This window comes from Leptospira semungkisensis (assembly GCF_004770055.1).
GTDB classification, from domain to species: domain Bacteria; phylum Spirochaetota; class Leptospiria; order Leptospirales; family Leptospiraceae; genus Leptospira_B; species Leptospira_B semungkisensis.
On the sequence record NZ_RQEP01000005.1, the window covers coordinates 306,077 to 323,938 of the forward strand.

Sequence of the window (17,862 nt, forward strand, 5' to 3'; positions counted from 1 at the left end):
CGTGAGAAATAAAAAGCCCCCGGGATCCGAGGGCTTACTTCAACTAGTTTGTTAGAAAAACCTTAACAAACTACAACTAACTCACCCGAAGCTTTCACTTCTCCGGATTCGTCTGAAGCTTCTACTGCGACAGTAAGAAGCTTTTCTCCGTTCTCTTCTTTCTTGCGTTTGATCTTTCCGGAACAAGTTAGTTTCTGTCCAGGCTTTGTCATAGCTTTGAAGGTAACTCCGAATTCCTTGATTTGCTTTTGGTCTGCCCAAGCAGTGCAAAGTCTTCCGATCTGAGCCATTACGAACATTCCATGCGCGATGGTTCCGTCCAATCCGGTCTTGCGAGCGAAGTCAGGATCATTATGGATCGGGTTAAAGTCACCACTTGCTCCCGCGTAACGCACTAGGTTCGCGTGAGTAACTGGATCCACTTTTAAAGGAGGGAGTTCTTGTCCTATTTCGTATTTATCGAATTCAATCTTACTCATTGTTTTCCTCCGATCATTATTCCGGCTTACGGATAAAAATAGACATTTCTGCTTCGATCACTGTATCGCCTTTTGCGTCCTTGATCGTAGTCTTGAAAGTCATAGTATCCATCTTGCCGACAGTTACGTTAACGCATTCTCCCTGAGAGGAAACTTTACCAGGGTAAAGAGTCTTTACATAGTTATATTTTTCTTTCAGGTGAAGAATTCTGGAAGTGTCTACTCCCATATTCTCCATATCTTTCCAGATTTTAGGATATCCCCAAAATTGGATCACAGTTGGAAATGTAGGAGGAGCTGGAATATCCTCAAAGCCTGCTTTCTTAGCGGCTTCGATATCGAAGTAGATAGGATTGGTTTCGCCGATCGCTTGGCAAAACTCTTTAATCTTTCCTCTCTCCACATCAAATTCATAACGATCGAGTTTAGTGCCGATCAGGTCTTTTGAAATGCCTTTTTCTGCCATAATCCTTTCCTTGGATTGGTGTTAAAAACTTTCGTAGAATCGAAATAGTTTTATCTCCCTATCTTTTAGACACCGACTCTTCTAGTCCATTGCTTTTTACTAACGAACGTTCTGTTCGCTAAAACAAGTGTTCACCGAATACTGTTCATTCTATTGAAAAGGTTGTAAAGTTAAACGCCGACAAAATTCTGTCTTTGTCTCGTCATGATTTCTTTTGAACCCAAACTTTCCAGGATTTGCGTCTATTGTCTCGCTCTAATTCTCTTAACAGAATGCAGACAATTGTCTTCTCACACCTTCTTTCAGAAGGAAGAGACAGTAATTCCAGTATGGGACGGGCTTCGCTCCTTAACAAAGCCGGGTAGCAAATGTCAGGGCAATCCTGAAGAAGCGATCAAACGGATCTCTTATCATTACAAAAAGAATCCTTCTCGATATTCGGGACTTCCTGTAAAAGATAGATGGAGAAATACTCAGCTTACCGTCTTGAAGGATAAGCAAAATCTATTAAACGAATCCAGGGACAGTCTCTTATTATTTCAAAATGGAGAATGCTCCATATCTTCAGAGTTTACTCTTAAAGATACTAAGCTTTCTTATTCTCCAAATACTATATTCAGTTTTTCTACTACGATTCTTTCATCTTTAGGAGAGAAGGTTTCGGCTTCGGGAAAATTAGAGATCTCTTTGGGACAAACTTCTATATTCTCACAGGAAGTTTCAGGCAAAGGAGATAATTGGCAGGACTTCGAAATTCCATTAAGCGAAGAAGTAGCCAAACTTCTTAAATCCGACCCTTCGCCCAACTGGAATTTCAAATGGACTCCGAAGCAGAATGGAGATCTTATTTTTTTAGGACAACCGATCCTTTATTCCAAAGTTTCTAATACAGGTGAATGGGGATCTAAAGAAAATGTAATATTGATCGTAGTAGACGCTCTTCGCCCGGATCGATTGGGTTTCGGGGGATCTACTGTCCCAACTAGTCCGTATCTGGATCAATTAGCTTCAGAATCCGTCGTATTTGAAAATGCATTCTCGAACGGAAATTGGACCAAGCCAAGCATGATCTCATTCTTCACTTCTAAGATCGCCTCAGAATTAGGATTGGGAAACGCATGGTTCTATTCTACGAACTTGCACAGAAAGATATTTTATTCCAAGGAACCTTCTACCCTTCCGAATCATTTAAGGCAAAAAGGATATTTGACTGCTAGCTTCATGAACAATGTCTTTTTGCTAGATTACACTGGCGTAGGAGTAGATCTAGGTTTTCATAAGCTCTTTCAGCCAGGAAAGGATAAAGCTGATACAGAGCTGATCTTGGATGAATCTTTGAAATTCCTAAAGGAAAATAAGGATAGAAGATTCTTTCTTCATATAAATATCAACACACCTCATTACCCTTACCTTCCTGAAAGAAAATATCTGGAAGCTCTTGAAAAGCAAACTCCTCCTCAGATTTGGAACCAGTACGACCCTTTCGTGAAGAAGTATATGGCAGAAATCTTATATACCGACGAAGTGATCGGTAAAATATTAGAAGAAGCCAAAAAGAACGGAGTCTTTGATAAGACCTGGATCGCAATCGTAGCGGATCACGGAGAATTGCAGTCCTTAGAACATTATTATCATCATCATTTCGTGGCGGAAAATCTGCATGCCCACGGAGAATCTCATTATGACGAAGAGATCAAGGTACCTTGGATCCTTCATCCTCCTGCTGCAGTGAAACCTTATATTCAAAAATGGAAGTTTAATGAACAGGTTTCCCTTCTCTCTTTATTTCCGACTTTAACAGGAGCATTAGGTTTTCCTTGTGAAGCTAAGGCCTGCGACGGGAACGACTACTCAATCGCCATGTTCGGGGACTCAGGGCCGGAAAAAGAAGACTACGTTTATACGGAAGGTCGATTTTCAGAATCGATCCGAAGTAAAGAATTCAAACTGATCCGAAGATACCCTGGCTACGATTTCGTTCGCAGAACGAGAGAAGGTGCCCCTCACCAAATGTCAGAAGAGCTTTACGATCTTGTAAATGACCCTCAAGAATCTAAAAACTTAGCCTTGGAACCTTCTCCTTTGTTAACCAAGGCGAGAGAAGAATTGGGATCCCATAGCTTGAAAAAGAATACATTCAAGCTTAGATTGCCTGCATGCTCTAAAGATTGTTCGCGCAAAATAGATCTGAATCTGCAAGGAGGGATTTATAGGATCTTCTCTGATAGCGATTTTCATTTGGATAGAGCGGAAGCGAGATCCGCTTCCCTTAGCGTTCGACAAGTAGCAGGAAAAGAAGTTATCATTTCCGTTCAAACAGTGGAACCTCTTTTTGGATTTAGACTTTCCATCACAAAAGATGGAGTCTCTGAAGATTATAAATCTGGAAAATGGGGAATTCTTTCTAAAGCGAGTACAGGTTTGTATTCTGCATCTCCGGAGACTGTCGCTTCTTCTCGCCAGCCATACGAATTCAAAACTTCTAATCTACCATACTGGTACAATGACGCTGGACTGACCGGAAACACCGACTCTTCTGAACAAGCGGCCCTAGGCAAAGAGGTTCGCAAAGTGTTGGAGAGCTGGGGCTATATACATGAATAGAAGTAATTTTATGTCCAAGTTTCGATCCTTTGTGCTCAAAAACCTCCTTGCATTTCTGGAGCGAAGGCCTACTTTATTTCGATAAAATCAAAGAAACTAGGGTAAAAAAATGAAACTGAAAAATGCGATCCCATGCGGCCTCTTCTTACTATTATTTTCAGACTGCGGGTCCAATCCTGTGCAACGTTGCCAAGACAGAAGAAAAGTAATGAGGGACGCAGTTTGCCAAGCGGTTTCTGCACACGTGGGAACAGGCACTTATAACGACAGCCTTGTCGCCTGCGCCTTACAAAACAACCAATACAACGACTGCTCGAACGAGAGCTATTTTAAATAAATCTAATTGGTTCTGTCCGAATCAATCCAATACGATCGTGATATCTACTCTTCGATTTTTCGCACGGCCCGTTTCATCTTCGTTTCCGGACACGGGCTGGGACTTTCCATAACCTTTATAGGACATCCGAGTTTCCTCGATCGCGTGAGTATCTCGTAGCTCCTGGAGAACACTCAACGCTCTGTCTTGAGATAATTTTAAATTATATTCTTGGCTTCCACGATCGTCCGTATGTCCGCTGATTCTGATCTCACGATCCGGATATTTCTTCAAAACGTCCGCAATTTTGTCCAGGACCTTCTTTGCTTCTGGTTTCAACTCAGACTTATTATAATCAAAAAGCAAATTATCTAAGGAAAGAACCACGCCTTCATTCGACTTTCGGATCTCTACAGGAGCACGATCCTGCTTCTCTCCTTCTGGATTTCCTTCCCACTCCGGCCACTCCAAACCATTTCCTTTATTAGAGTTAGGTTTCTTCTTTGGCTGAGCAGAAATATCCGGAAATCCTCCGAGCATTTTCTTCACTTCTTCGGCAACCTTGTCTTTATCGGATTCACTTACGGAGCTTTGCTTGGAATAGACTCCATGGATCTCGAAGGTCATTTCTTGAGCGATTCCATTCGGAAAAACAAAAGTGTATGCCAGCTGGACATGTTTGTATTGAGGGACCCCAGCTTCGGAATCAAAAAACACCTGCCCTTTTGCAAAACCGTAAATCTTGTAAGGGACTCCAGGTGCAAATGTCTCAGCTTCCTTCATTAGATTATAATTATATTCTATTAGATCCGCCTTTCCACTCTTGCCTGCGTACTTCCATACTTCAGGTCCCTTGTATGTGTACTTTGCTTGAACAGGGATCTCTATTCTTGCTCCACTGAATTGAAAACTTTCAGAGGCAGGCTTGATCCAATTATCTCCTTGAGAAACGCTTTTGTCAGAAAAGCTCGGAAGAGACCTCAGATTCGGCATACTGTATTCGGGAGGAACGGTATACTGTCCAGTTTCGGAAATAAAGAAACGGCTTTTAAAGGTTTTATCCTTATAGAAAGCAGGATCTACTTCCGGAAATTTGGTATAGGTATCGAAGATCGCGGAAAAATCGCAGCCTTCCTTCTTGCAAGAGACTGCTTTCAAAAGGATTCTATTTTTGTCCTCTCTATGAATGACCCTTTGGCCCTGTCTTGCTCTAACTCTATGATATTCGTTTAACTCCAAATCATCTCCCGAGTTCATCTTCCATCGGAGCAAAACGGAATCCTGAGAGAATAGTATCGAGGGAAAGAGTAATAAAAAAAGAAGAAGCCCTCGTAGAAATGCCATAGTTCTAGTTTCGATGAATTTCCCGAAAAACTTAGGAGTCAGCCCAAAAAAAACCTGCTTTCTAAGCTTAGAATGCCCTCGAAATCAATATATTCTTGAATAAAAACGAATCACAATAAGCAGAGAAGGAACTTGACAACCTTGCTAAAAAATCCATCCACTTAATACGTGATCCCTCTTTTCCAAGAGATTGTATTCTTCGGAGTCCTATTCTGTATGCTTCTCAGCATTGGATGTTTGGTACGACCTGAAAAAACCGCAAGCTTCAAGATCCTATCCTTACTTTCCTTTTGCGTCTCCATTCAATTTCTTTATATTTTCTTTTTATTGAGAGGAATCTATTTCGAACCTTTGTTCTTAAATCACATGCATATTCCATTGGCATGGTTCTTGGGCCCGGGAATGTTTAGCCTATTCTCTATAACTGTTCGAGATGAACGAGTATCGCTGACTGAAAAGAGCTTTTATCTTCCCGGATTATTCTTCTTAGCCTTCTTTCCTTTATTCTTTCTTGCGTTTCCGGAAAGTTTTAGAAGTAGACCCTTGGATTATTTCAAATTAGGGACCATTAGTTGGTTGGATATCCTACTAATTGGGGCCTACTCTGCTAATTTGTTACTCTATTTCTCTGTAGTTTGGCAGACCAGAGGCGTATTCAGATGGAATCGATTGAAAGAAGATGCAGGAGCCAGGATACTTTTGTTCGTTATCTTAGGCAGTGGTAGTGCAACTTTTGTCTTGGTCTTGGCATTTCTTATCCGAGATCTAAATCTACTATTCGCTTCCGTACTTGGAACAGTGATCTACGCGGTGATCGGATATCTGTTTCAAATCCATTCCCCGCATGTTTTTCAAGAGATCGGCCCTTCTATGAGAGAGGTATACAGGAGCTCTAGATTGGATGGAGTCGATACTGCAGACCTGGAGACTAGACTCGATACGCTCATGAAGGAAGAGAAGATGTACTTACAAGAGGATCTTTCTCTTTCTGCACTATCCAATCAATTGGATATAAAACCTTATCAGCTTTCCGAATTTCTAAACCAGAGAAAAGGCACGAACTTCTCTAAATTTGTGAACGGTTTTCGAGTGGCAGAGGCAGTTCGTATTTTAGCAAAAGAAGATGGAGCAAATATTCTTTCTGTAGCTTATCGATCCGGTTTCAACTCCAAGGCAACATTCAATCTTGCATTTAAATCAGTAACCGGAGTTTCTCCTAGAGAATTTCTAAGAAAAACAAAAGTCTCCTAGTATCTAAATTCACCATTGATTCATTTCTGCATTCATATTTGAACGAACGTTCTTCTTCGATTTTGTTTAAATAAAAAATTAAGACCTTTTATTTTGTCTAAAATCCGAATCCAAGACGACCCAACTTGTAACGGGAGTTATACTCCCTCTCCATTAAGCGAATAGAATTTGAAAGATCGAAAGCTTATGGAGAATAGCGATGAGAAAAACATATCGAACGTTAGTTATGCAACTCTGCATGCTAACAATGACGATGGGGGTGTTCCTTTACTCTTGTAAAAGTGAATCACCAAATAATGCGGAAGCTGCAGCGTTACTTGCTTCTTTAGATCCAAGTCTCGCCCAAGCAATTGGAAACCAAAGCGGAACAACAGGAACTCTTCGTGCGGCGGATACAGAATCCGACATTCAAGCCGCATTTGCGCAAGAGAACGATGGAAGCTTTACCTTCAATAACACGATTACTGTCACTGCTTTTGACGGAGTCTCATTGGAAGTAAATCTTTTCCAACCTGCGAATATTCCTGCCGGCTCCAAACTTCCTGCGGTCGTATTCGTAAACAGTTGGGCATTGAACAAATACGAATATATCGTTCCTGCAGCTAAACTGGCAAAGAAAGGTTATATCGTTCTTTGCTATAGCACAAGAGGATTCGGTGCGTCTGGCGGATTGATCGATACCGCAGGACCTAAAGACAGAGCGGATCTAAGCACCATTTTGGATTGGTTACTTGCTAATACTCAAACGGATATCGCAAACATCGGTATCTCCGGAGTTTCTTACGGAGCGGGAATTTCCTTAACCGGAGTAAGCACTGAGCCAAGAATTAAAACTGCAGTAGCAATGAGTGGTTGGGGAGATCTGAAACGCTCTTTGTACGGCAACGATACTCCTAGACTGGTCTGGGGGTTGATCCTAGTTGCTTCCAGTTATATCACAGGAAAGCCGGATCCAATCGTTGCTCAGAATTTTGCTAATCTAATACAGCATATCAATATCGACTTTGTCACTTCCTGGGCGGCGGATCGTTCTCCTCAAACTTATGTAGGACAATTGAACGCAAGCGCAGGCAAATCAGTAATGATCTCGAATAACTTCGAGGACTTCCTATTTAATCCGAATGGGATCCTAGATTATTATACTCAGATCACTGTTCCTAAAAAATTACTAATGAACGAAGGGATCCATGCTTCCGCAGAAGCAGCAGGACTATTAGGAATTTCTAATTTTGTTTGGGACAATGCTTACGACTGGTTTGATTATTGGTTGAAAGGGGTGAACAACGGGATCATGGCAAAACCTCAGGTTACTTTCCAAACCCGTTTTAACGGCCCAAGAGTCACTTATCCTTCCTGGCCGGCTCCTACTGTCGGAAATAAGACCTACTACTTGAAACCTAGAGGACTTTTTACCAACGGTGAGATTGCTACCAGCCAGAATACAACTGTGACCAATACCACAATCCTTTCCGGAGCTGATACAGTAGCAACTACCGGTTTCCCATTACTTTCGGATATTCTTTCCGCTCAAGTAGGGATCCCTACGACTACGAATCTATTCTTCGAAAGCAGAGTGAACGGGATCGTGTATCAATCTTCTAGCTTAAGTAGCGCATTGAAGATCAGAGGTAAGATCTTCTGGAATGGAAGAATCTCTTCTACTTTAGGAAAAGCGAATGTAAACGTTTATTTCTACGATGTAGCAAAGAGCGGAACTGCGACACTAATCACTCACGGAACGTATACGATCTTTGATGCGGCTGCAAACGAAGCTAGAGACATCTCTATAGATTTGAATGCTGTTGCTTATGATGTTCCTGCAGGAGATAGCATTGCAATTGCGATCGACACGTACGATGTTTTGTATTCCGTCCCGACCACTTTGGTATACGGACTGGATGTGAAACATTTAAAATCTCCTCAGACGACCTTAGTGATCCAATCCGAGTAAACTATATTTTCATCCTTGTCAAGCGGGCGAAAGCCCGCTTCTTTTTAAACTTCCCTTTCTTTTCTCCACTCGAGATATTCTTTCAATTCTACGAGTTCGATATACCCTTCTTCTTCAGGGTCATCTGGGAGGATTCCGATCTCATAGTAACCGATCTCTTTTGAGAATTTTTCTTCGCCTAGGACGGCCTCTAACATTAAACCGACCGCTTTCTTCACATTCGGATTGGATTCCACATTCGGAAAGTCAGGGAAGCAGATTCGAACCCCAAAACCTTGGCCTTTGTTTTCGAGTGGCAAAAACCAGATCTCTTCCGAGTCCAATTCTAAACCTTCGTAAAAAATGACTGTGCCTTTTTCTTGGTATTGGTCTACCGAGAAGATGTCCCAACCAGGGACTTCAGGGGCGAGATCTACGAATCTTTCCGCCTCTGCATAGAGTTCTTCGTCTCCGGCGGTAATTACAGTTAATTCGTTGGGGCCTTCTTCTCCCCCTCCGATCTCAAAATAAAACTCGGAATTCACATCCTGAATGCGATCCATCAGATCGTCCAGAAGTCGGTCTCTTTCCCGATCTTCCAGGTCGTCAAGCTTGGCATAATACCGACTGTTTTGAGCGAACCAGCTCCAAAACTTTTCCGCTTTTTCTTCCATTCATTCGCCTCATCCCGATTCCGGAGAACATTTCAAGCTCCGCGTCCCGTTAAAAATATCCGAATGTATGAATAGATTGATTATAGGGAAAGAATTATTTTACGGTTTCGGATTCTATCCAATCCAAATACTTGTGATTCCCTTCCTTGATCTCCCAGGAGACCACGCACGGCACCGTGTAGCTATGCAACTCTTTCACCCTATCCACAACCTTCTCCGCGAGAGAGGCAGTGGTCTTTAACAAAACAACGAATTCGTCGTTTTGTTCTACACGCCCATGCCATCTGTAAACGGATCGCATTGACGGGATTACGTTTGCACAAGCAGCCATTTTCTCTTCTACGAGAGTTTCAGCGATTAGCATCGCTTCCGCCTCATCTCTCGCAGTGGTGTAGATCGTTCGATAGCCCATACTATTGTGATACTCCCGTATTCGGTTTGTTTCAAGAATGATTCCCTAATAATTGAAGAAGAAGGATAAAAACCTGTCCGAAATGCTAAAAAAAGAATCCAAGTTTAAGATAAAGACAGTTCAGGGAAAATTCTGGACAAGAAGCGGAAGTAAATTAAGAAATCGGTAATGGCTTCTCGAAAAGCACCAAACATCCTAATTCGAAAATCGTATGACGCTCTTTGCTTCAACTCAGCATTTTTTGGATTCTATGCTCACTCAGGTTTTGCTCTGGGACTAAAAGAAATCGGATTTGTTCCTTCAAAAATTGCAGGTTCCAGCTCCGGAGCACTCATCGGTTCTCTGATCGCTGCCGGACTTCCTCCCGAGGAGATCACTCGGTTCATTCTCACTCTGAAAAAAAGCGATTTCTGGGACGGGAATGTCCTAACCCAGTTCTTAAAACCGTTTCGAAAGGGATTGAAGAATTACTCAGGACTGTTAAGCGGTAAAAAAATACGTAATCTACTCGAACCTTATCTGGAAGGAAAAGATGTCTCCGAACTTCCAACCAAAATGGGCATCTCGGTCTCGAACCTGACAAAAGGGATCCGAGAACTTAGGACAAACGGAAACGCGATAGATCTCATCCTGGCCTCCATGACCTTCCCGATTCTTTTCGAAATCCCTAATATAAATGGAGAAGAGTTCCTGGACGGAGGTGTGGCCGATGCAGAACCCATCAAAGAATTCATTTTAGATCCAAGTATTAAGCGTATCGTAATTCATGACATAGAGAATAGAAAGCCAGTTTCAGAAAAGATCCTGATGAGAGCCTTCGATTCCTGTGTAAATGTGATCGCCAGCGAAACAAAGGACCTAAAAGAGCTTCTGGCAAAGAAATACGGGAAGAAGATCATTCGAGTGGTTACGAATACGCCCTACCTTCATCCGAACAAAATGGAAAGCGGAAGACTTGCTCTCGAGCTAGGAAGAAGATCCGCTCATTTCATGAAGGAACAGATCTTAGGAAAGAATAGCAAATAAAACAAAAGCCGCCCAAAGGACGGCTCAGTTTGGAGAATGATCAAGAAACATTCGAAATACGGAATATTCTTCCGTATTAAGATTACTTCTTAGGTGCAGCTTCTTTTTTGTGTTCTGCTTTGTGCTCTTTCTTAGCTTCTTCTTTCTTAGGAGCTTCTTTTTTTTCTTCCGCGCTGATTGCGAATGCCGCAACAAGAGATAAAGTAGTGATCGCTAATGCTAGTCTTTTCATAGTTTTTTCCTTTGGGTTCGTTTGATTCAGGAGAATCATTTCTCCAGTATCGAAAAACTTATAAAATCAAGCCTCTGTTTTGCAAGCAAAAAATACAATATAACAGAAAATATATCCGCTATTATTACAAAGCCGAATTATGGTCCAAATCGGGAAAAAGTAGCTGACAGTGAGAAAACAATTTAATGTATAAAGACCAGGGGCCTTCTGCCCCTAAGTCGCTTCACTATTACATCCGGTGGAGGCAGAATCTACCGGATCCTTTTTCCCAATCTTATAATCTTGGATTTCTAAACCCTCTTCATTCGAGGAATACTCTCTATTTAAGCTGATTCGCTATCTGAACTGTCCGATCCCCTTGAAATTGAGAGACAGTTTCTCTTAAAGGACCGGAAAATAAAAAGGGCCTCCATTTCGGGAGGCCCTCCGCGTCGCTGAACTATTACATCCAGTGGCACATGAATCAATCCTTGTCGGATTATTTCTTGTGCTCTTCTTTTTTATGCTCTTCTTTTTTGTGAGCTTCTTTCTTGTGCTCTTCTTTTTTAGGAGCTTCTTTTTTCTCTTCTGCGCTAAGAGCTACAGCTGCAACGAAAGAAAGAGCAGTAATCGCTAGTAATAGTTTTTTCATTGGATTTTATCCTTTAAAATTGTTTTGGACTTTGAGTAAAAACCCAAGGCCCGGAGGTAAAGATAATCCGGAAAATATCGGGTCAACCACAATCAAATTTCGTGAAATCTAGTAAAATTTCATCCAAATAGTTCCCATATTTTTTTCGTGATTCGATATAAAATTACGAATCTAAGAAGGAACCACGGAACTAAATTTTTAGCCATTTGGGTCATACGGGGGAATAATTTTAGACTAAAATCTTCTTAGCTGGAAATTTCTTTCCAAAAATTGATTTAAAATCCTACGCCCGAATTTCGGCATTTAAGCCTTCTTAACATTCTTTCCTCTCCGCCAATACGGATCGTACGTTCTTGACTCGGTACCCAACCGCTTAGAACCTGTTCATTAGGGTTTCTTAAGGGACTTTTGTAGAGAAACTCATTCCAACCAAGGTTATATTTAATGGACTTCGCTCTTTCCGACGATCAAAAAGCGCTCAGAGATCTAGCTAGGGACTTTGCCAAAAACGAGATCAGACCCAAGGCAGAGCATCACGACAAAACTGGCGAGTATCCTCTTCAAATCCTGAAGAAGGCATGGGAAATTGGCCTTATGAATATCCATATTCCGGAAGCTTATAACGGCGCTGGAATGGCAGAGTTGGATGACGTAGTAATTGGTGAGGAATTATTCTGGGGTTGTTCCGCGATGGCAACTGCCATTCTTGCAAACAACCTGGCCTTGGCTCCTGTTCTCATTGGAGCAAGCGAAGAAGTCTTAAAGAAATGGGTGCAACCCATGACAGAGCAATTCCAACTTTGTGCATACGCAGTTACTGAGCCGGGAGCAGGTTCGGATGTTGCTGGAATTCGCACTAGTGCAAGAAAGGTTGGAGACGAGTACATTATCAACGGTTCCAAGATGTGGATCACAAACGCTGGCTACGCGGATTGGTTCTTCGTCCTTACCAAAACTGATCCTGCAGCAGGTCACAAAGGGATCACAGGTTTTATCGTTAGTTCAAAAACTCCAGGCGTGATTATCGGTAAGAAAGAATTGAACATGGGACAAAAATGTTCCGACACAAGAGGAATTTCTTTCGAAGAAGTAAAAGTCCATAAAAGCCAGATGATCGGTAAAGAAGGAGACGGCTTCAAGATCGCAATGGGAGCATTCGATCATACTCGTCCCGGAGTAGCAATCGGAGCAGTCGGTGTAGCAAGAGCGGCTATGGAGCATGCATTAGAATATGCTAAAACTAGAACTGCATTCGGCAAACCAATCGTAGAGAACCAAGCTATTTCTTTTATGATCGCAGAGATGGCGAGAGATATCGAAGCGGGTCGTCTTCTTTGTCACCAAGCTGCTTGGTTGATCGATAACGGTTTCAGAAACACTTATCAGGCTTCTATTGCTAAGGCTTTCTGCGCGGACGCTTGTATGAGAATTACTACCGACGCAGTTCAGGTGCTCGGCGGTTACGGTTTCAATTCTGAGTATCCTGTGGAAAAACTTATGAGAGACGCAAAGATCTTCCAGATCTACGAAGGAACTTCTCAGATCCAAAGATTGATCATCTCCCGCTATCTGACAGAAGGTAAGGGAATCGAAGGACCGAACCTCTGAAGGAATTTTCCTTAACATACGAAGAATTTCTGGAGAGAACCAAGTCCGGAAATTTGATCCCGGTGTTTAAACAGGTCTTTTTAGATCTGGAGACCCCCGTGTCCCTATTCGCAAAATGGGGAGGCACGGAGGCAAAGCATTCCTTCTTACTAGAATCGGTAGAAGGCGGAGAGAATGTTGGTAGGAACTCTTTCTTAGGAAAGCAACCTTACCGATTGCTCTATGGCAAAAATGGTCTATTCTACGTTTCTAAAGGAAACGAACCGGAGACGGAGATCATCACCTATGATCCTCTCTTCTTGTTAGAATATTCTATGGGAGATGATAAGTATGTTCCGGATCACAGACTTCCTTCTTTCCAGGGTGGCGCGGTAGGCTTTCTTTCTTTCGGCGCAGTTCGTTATTATGAGAATATTCCGGATACAAAGCCCGAAGACGAGCCTGCTCCGGACGCTTACTTCGCTTTATATGACGAAGTCTTAGTCGTAGACCATGTGGATCGTCTTCTTAGGATCGTAGTAAATGCGAGACTCTCCGAATTCGAAGATCCCAAAGCTTGCTACGAAGCTACATTAGAAAAAATTGATGCGATCGAAAAGGAATTAAGAGAAGGAGAACTTCCCGGCTGGGTAAAGCATCCTCTCGAATCCAAAGAAAAATTGGAGTACGTTCCGAATATTCCCGACGAAGATTACAAGTTAGCGGTTCAAAAAGCGAAGGAATACATTTATGCGGGAGATATCTTCCAAGTAGTTCCTTCTAGAAAGCTTGAGTTCCGCCCCGGAGTTCCTCCCTTTCAAGTGTATAGAGGGCTTAGAACCGTGAATCCTAGTCCTTATATGTATTTCTTGAAATTAGATGATATTTCTCTTGTAGGGTCTTCTCCAGAGATCATGGTGAAATGCAAGGATAGAAAGACTTTCCTCAGACCCATTGCCGGCACTAGACCAAGAGGAGCAAACCCTGAAGCGGACAAACTCTTGGAAGAGAATCTTCTGGCCGATCCAAAGGAGATCGCAGAACATATCATGCTCGTTGACCTTGGTAGAAACGACCTAGGCAGAGTTTGCGAGGCTGGAAGCGTGAGAGTGGAAGATTTCAAGATCATCGAGAAGTATTCTCACGTTATGCACATCGTAAGCCAATGTTCCGGAGTATTAAACGAAGATAAGACAGTTTACGATCTTCTACGTGCGACACTTCCTGCAGGAACCGTCTCCGGTGCCCCTAAGATCCGTGCTATGGAAATCATAGACGAACTCGAAAGAACTCGCAGAGGAATTTATTCAGGTGCATTAGGTTATATTTCCTATGCGGGCGATACGGATATGGCGATCGTCATTCGAACCATTTCTTTTTACGGTGAAAGAGCCTTCGTGCAAGCAGGAGGAGGAGTGGTTTACGATTCTTCCCCGGAAGGCGAATTAGAAGAGACTAAAAACAAAATGGCAGCTCTTCTGAGAGCGGTCGATTTTGCAAGAAACGGATTGAAGGGGGAATGGAACAGATGATCCTCCTAATCGATAATTACGATTCTTTTACATACAATTTATTCCAATACTTCAGCCAGATCGGAAATAAGGTGGAAGTATTCAGAAATGATAAAATAGATCTTAATACGATCAATCATCTCAAACCGAAAGGCATCGTTTTAAGCCCTGGTCCCGGAAGACCAGAAGACTCCGGAGTTTGTCTGGATGTTTTGAAAGAATTGGCAGGTACACTTCCGGTTCTTGGCGTTTGTTTGGGCCATCAAGCCATAGGCCTTGTCCACGGTGGAAAGATCGTAAACGCTCCCAGCATCATGCACGGAAAAGTAAGCTTGATTGAACACGACGGCAAAGATATATATAAGTCCTTGCCTTCTCCTTTCTTAGCTACTCGTTATCATTCTCTCGTGATCCAACCGGAAAGTCTTCCTACAGAATTGGAAGTTTCTTCCAAAACCCAAGACGGAGTGATCATGGGAGTTCGTCATAAAACTAAGGCCCATCTTTACGGAGTTCAATTCCATCCAGAGTCTATCATGACCCAAAATGGATTGGAAATCGTAAGAAATTTTTCTCGGATCGTTTCAGAAGCTTAAACCGATGAAGATCTTCTTTCGCCTAATGTCCTATTCAGTACGTTATAAGTACAGATTCTCATTAGGAATCGCATTCGCTCTTCTTACTGCAGTCTTAAACGCGGTATCCTTGACTTCCATCATTCCTCTTTTCGATACAATGGCTGCGGATCCCAACGCAAGATTTCAATTTGAGTTCACTGCGGCGGAGCAAGAGATCATCACAAAAGAAGAATCGAGTATTGGCATCCGCCTGAATCCTTTGGAAAGAGCGAAGAAAGTACTGATCGACCTAAAGAGATGGTCCAATGGTAGGACCAAATATATGGAGCCCAAGCAAGTAGTTTGGGCTGTCTGTTTGTTTATTCTTCCTTTATATGGTTTGAAGCTGCTCACCTATCTAGCCTCGGTGTATTGTTTGGCTACGGCAGGTTATTGGGCCGTTCGAGATATTCGACAGGAATTATTCGAAAAGAATCAGATGCTTCCTCTGACCTTCTTCTTCAAAGAGAAGACTGGTATGCTGATGAGTAGGATCATCAACGATGTAGAAGTAGTGGCCGCAGTTATTTCATCCAATTTTAGGGACGCGACCATCAATTTCTTTTACGTGGTCACTCACCTTCTTGTATTACTTTATTTGAATACTGAACTTCTGCTAATCGCATGCGGGACGGTGCCTTTGATCATTCTTCCGGTGACTTTGTTCACTAAGAAGATCACTAAGTCCACAGAAAGACTGCAGGAAAAGATGGCGGATCTAAATGCAAATCTGCAGGAGATGATTTCCGGTATTAAAGTCATTCGAGTTTTTAATACTGAAAAATTTGAGAAGGAAAAATTCCAGAAGATCAATCAAAACGTGTATCGCAGGAATTTCAAAGGTCAATATTATCTACAGATCGCTCCAAGCTTGGTGGAATTGACTTCTTCTCTCGTTGTTCTCGGTTTCTTCGCTTTAGGTGCGAAATTCATTCTGGCCGGAAACGTGGACTCTCCTTTTACAGTCGGTCAGTTCATGGTGTTCTTACTCACGCTTCTTTTTCTTCTTCGTCCTCTTACTCAACTTTCTCAGATGGTGGGCAAAGTTTCTCAGGCAATTATAGCAGGAAGAAGGATCTTCGAAATTATCGATCTGGAAACGGAAGATCATAGTGAAGAAGAGAAGCTGAAATCCTTCAAACTATCCGATTCCATCTCATTTAGAAATATTAATTTCGCATATCCAGGAACGAATTCTGAAGTACTGAAAGATATTAATCTCGACGTGAAGATTGGAGAGACTGTTGCGATAGTCGGAGCCAGCGGTTGCGGTAAATCCACTCTTATGGACTTAATTCCGCGCTTCTTCGATCCGAATATAGGATCCATTGAATTCGATGGTAAGAATATTAAGGATTTCTCACTTGCGGATCTTCGCAAAAAAATCGGGATCGTAACTCAGGATATTTTCTTATTTCACGGAAAAGTCGCGGATAATATCGCCTACGGAAAACCGGGTGCAAACAGAAAGGATGTAATCCGTGCGGCTCGTTTAGCTCACGCTCACGATTTCATCAAACAAATGGACAATGGCTACGATAGCATCTTAGGCGTAAGAGGATTGAACCTTTCCGGAGGACAAAGACAACGTTTGGTAATCGCAAGAGCCTTGTTGCGAGATCCTGAAATCATGATCCTAGACGAAGCAACTTCCGCATTAGATGCCGAGTCGGAAAGACTTGTAAGCGACGCCTTCAGAAGATTATTCGCGAACCGAACTACATTCGTGATCGCTCATAGACTTTCTACAATCAAAGATATTCCGAGAATTCTAGTCATGGACAACGGAAGGATCATAGAGGAAGGAAGCCATACTTCCCTCATGGAAAAGAACGGGATCTATCGCAAATTAACCGACAATCAATATGCTGGAGCCGGAATACTACCTTGAAGCCTCTTGTATTAGTCGTAGATGACAATGATCGCTACGCAAATAATCTACAAATCTATCTGAACAAAATCGGTTGTGAAGTGCTTCGCGCAGTAGATGCCGCTCAGGGTTGGGAATTCTACCTAGCAAACAAGCTCAAACTAAAAGCAGTTATTACTGATATCACTATGGAAACCCAGACATCCGGCCTTTGGATGATCAGAAAGATCCATAAAGATGGGTTCAAAGGGATCAAAGTGATAGCGACCACTGGATTTGATGTTGCAGGAGTCATGGCCGTAAGCAAATACCTTCTTCCATGGTTTGCTGGGATCGAGTATATGGTGCCCAAGGTGCCTTTAAAGAAAGGAGAAGTGCTTCTTCTTCCTACCAAGAATATTTCTTCTTTCGAAGAAAGACTTAAGAACTCCTAAACAGCCTTTCGACCAAAACTATAAAGGGTCAATGATTAAAATACATTGATCTTTCCATCTAATCGTTTGATCGACCTTTGTTCAATCCGCCGCAAAGTATCTTGTAAGCAAAGAAAGCGAGAGCCAATAAAGACCTCCGAAAAACAATTGCCCGCCTCCGCAAATTCTCATAAAATCTAAATAATATACATTATATTTCCATAATACATAGTAAACGTTTGTTCATTTTAAATGAACTCATGTTTATCGAGCATACAATATGACATTGCATCACTCATTGTTATACAAAAATTTAACGAACATTCGTTAACTAACTTATGTTAGCTAACCTTCGTTAGTTAGTATAGAATATATGCAGTTATATTATAAATTAGGAAAATAGTTCGACTGTAGCATTTGTTATACTTATTCAAACACTGTTAACAAAGTTTGATTTTCGATTTTATATGCTGAAAAAATTTTTTTCTTGAAATCAAAA

17 protein-coding genes are annotated in these 17,862 nt (G+C 42.0%); 10 read left to right on the forward strand and 7 right to left on the reverse strand.

The features are described from left to right. Positions 1–62: 62 nt before the first annotated feature. Together EHO59_RS01595 and EHO59_RS01600 are read right to left on the reverse strand one after the other, a co-directional pair. Complete coding sequence (locus tag EHO59_RS01595; RefSeq protein ID WP_135584099.1) at positions 63–479, reverse strand: MaoC family dehydratase; 417 nt, start codon at positions 477–479, stop codon at positions 63–65. A 16-nt stretch (positions 480–495) separates the two neighbouring features. After that, positions 496–945 (reverse strand): FAS1-like dehydratase domain-containing protein, encoded by a 450-nt coding sequence (locus EHO59_RS01600; protein WP_135584101.1) that lies wholly within the window; start codon positions 943–945, stop codon positions 496–498. 282 nt (positions 946–1,227) lie between these two features. Here EHO59_RS01600 and EHO59_RS01605 point away from each other — a divergent pair, with 282 nt between their 5' ends. Next, positions 1,228–3,549, forward strand: a complete 2,322-nt coding sequence (locus EHO59_RS01605) for a sulfatase (protein WP_246052592.1) — start codon at positions 1,228–1,230, stop codon at positions 3,547–3,549. 109 nt (positions 3,550–3,658) lie between these two features. Continuing rightward, positions 3,659–3,886, forward strand: coding sequence for a hypothetical protein (locus EHO59_RS01610; RefSeq protein WP_135584105.1), 228 nt, complete (start codon positions 3,659–3,661; stop codon positions 3,884–3,886). Between the two features lie 21 nt (positions 3,887–3,907). Here the strand turns inward: EHO59_RS01610 and EHO59_RS01615 are convergent, their stop codons facing one another. Then, positions 3,908–5,209, reverse strand: a complete 1,302-nt coding sequence (locus EHO59_RS01615; RefSeq protein WP_167882049.1) for an OmpA family protein — start codon at positions 5,207–5,209, stop codon at positions 3,908–3,910. A 216-nt stretch (positions 5,210–5,425) separates the two neighbouring features. Between EHO59_RS01615 and EHO59_RS01620 the strand changes: the two genes are divergently transcribed. Beyond that, positions 5,426–6,460, forward strand: a complete 1,035-nt coding sequence (locus EHO59_RS01620; protein ID WP_135584109.1) for a helix-turn-helix domain-containing protein — start codon at positions 5,426–5,428, stop codon at positions 6,458–6,460. A 247-nt stretch (positions 6,461–6,707) separates the two neighbouring features. Continuing rightward, a complete protein-coding gene (locus tag EHO59_RS01625; RefSeq protein WP_425460211.1) occupies positions 6,708–8,411 on the forward strand; it encodes an alpha/beta fold hydrolase in 1,704 nt (567 codons plus the stop codon). Positions 8,412–8,455: 44 nt separating this feature from the next. On the opposite strand, the gene EHO59_RS01630 is transcribed toward EHO59_RS01625, so the two are convergent. Then, entirely contained in the window at positions 8,456–9,064 is a 609-nt protein-coding gene (locus tag EHO59_RS01630) for a hypothetical protein (RefSeq protein WP_135584113.1), read from the reverse strand. A gap of 94 nt (positions 9,065–9,158) precedes the next feature. Further along, the gene (gene cutA / locus EHO59_RS01635; RefSeq protein WP_135584115.1) at positions 9,159–9,476 is read right to left on the reverse strand and encodes a divalent-cation tolerance protein CutA; all 318 of its coding nucleotides are present in this window, start codon (positions 9,474–9,476) and stop codon (positions 9,159–9,161) included. Between the two features lie 168 nt (positions 9,477–9,644). Here cutA and EHO59_RS01640 point away from each other — a divergent pair, with 168 nt between their 5' ends. Then, positions 9,645–10,502, forward strand: a complete 858-nt coding sequence (locus EHO59_RS01640) for a patatin-like phospholipase family protein (RefSeq protein WP_135584117.1) — start codon at positions 9,645–9,647, stop codon at positions 10,500–10,502. 82 nt (positions 10,503–10,584) lie between these two features. Here EHO59_RS01640 and EHO59_RS18140 read toward each other — a convergent pair whose 3' ends face one another. Then, positions 10,585–10,734, reverse strand: coding sequence for a hypothetical protein (locus EHO59_RS18140; protein ID WP_167882050.1), 150 nt, complete (start codon positions 10,732–10,734; stop codon positions 10,585–10,587). A 478-nt stretch (positions 10,735–11,212) separates the two neighbouring features. Further along, positions 11,213–11,365: a hypothetical protein gene (locus tag EHO59_RS18145; protein ID WP_167882051.1), complete on the reverse strand. Its 153-nt coding sequence runs from the start codon at positions 11,363–11,365 to the stop codon at positions 11,213–11,215. A 444-nt stretch (positions 11,366–11,809) separates the two neighbouring features. Between EHO59_RS18145 and EHO59_RS01645 the strand changes: the two genes are divergently transcribed. The 5 genes from EHO59_RS01645 (at position 11,810) to EHO59_RS01665 (ending at position 17,384) form a co-directional block, all read left to right on the forward strand. Continuing rightward, positions 11,810–12,973, forward strand: coding sequence for an acyl-CoA dehydrogenase family protein (locus EHO59_RS01645; protein ID WP_135584119.1), 1,164 nt, complete (start codon positions 11,810–11,812; stop codon positions 12,971–12,973). Positions 12,974–13,059: 86 nt separating this feature from the next. Then, a complete protein-coding gene (gene trpE, locus EHO59_RS01650; RefSeq protein ID WP_210413039.1) occupies positions 13,060–14,484 on the forward strand; it encodes an anthranilate synthase component I in 1,425 nt (474 codons plus the stop codon). Further along, positions 14,481–15,059 carry an anthranilate synthase component II gene (locus tag EHO59_RS01655; RefSeq protein WP_135584123.1) on the forward strand — a complete coding sequence of 193 codons (579 nt, stop codon included), beginning with the start codon at positions 14,481–14,483 and terminating at the stop codon, positions 15,057–15,059. Before trpE ends, EHO59_RS01655 begins: the two co-directional genes overlap by 4 nt. Positions 15,060–15,063: 4 nt before the next feature. Further along, the gene (locus tag EHO59_RS01660; RefSeq protein WP_135584125.1) at positions 15,064–16,971 is read left to right on the forward strand and encodes an ABC transporter ATP-binding protein; all 1,908 of its coding nucleotides are present in this window, start codon (positions 15,064–15,066) and stop codon (positions 16,969–16,971) included. Further along, a complete protein-coding gene (locus tag EHO59_RS01665; protein WP_135584127.1) occupies positions 16,968–17,384 on the forward strand; it encodes a response regulator in 417 nt (138 codons plus the stop codon). Before EHO59_RS01660 ends, EHO59_RS01665 begins: the two co-directional genes overlap by 4 nt. Positions 17,385–17,862: the final 478 nt, after the last annotated feature.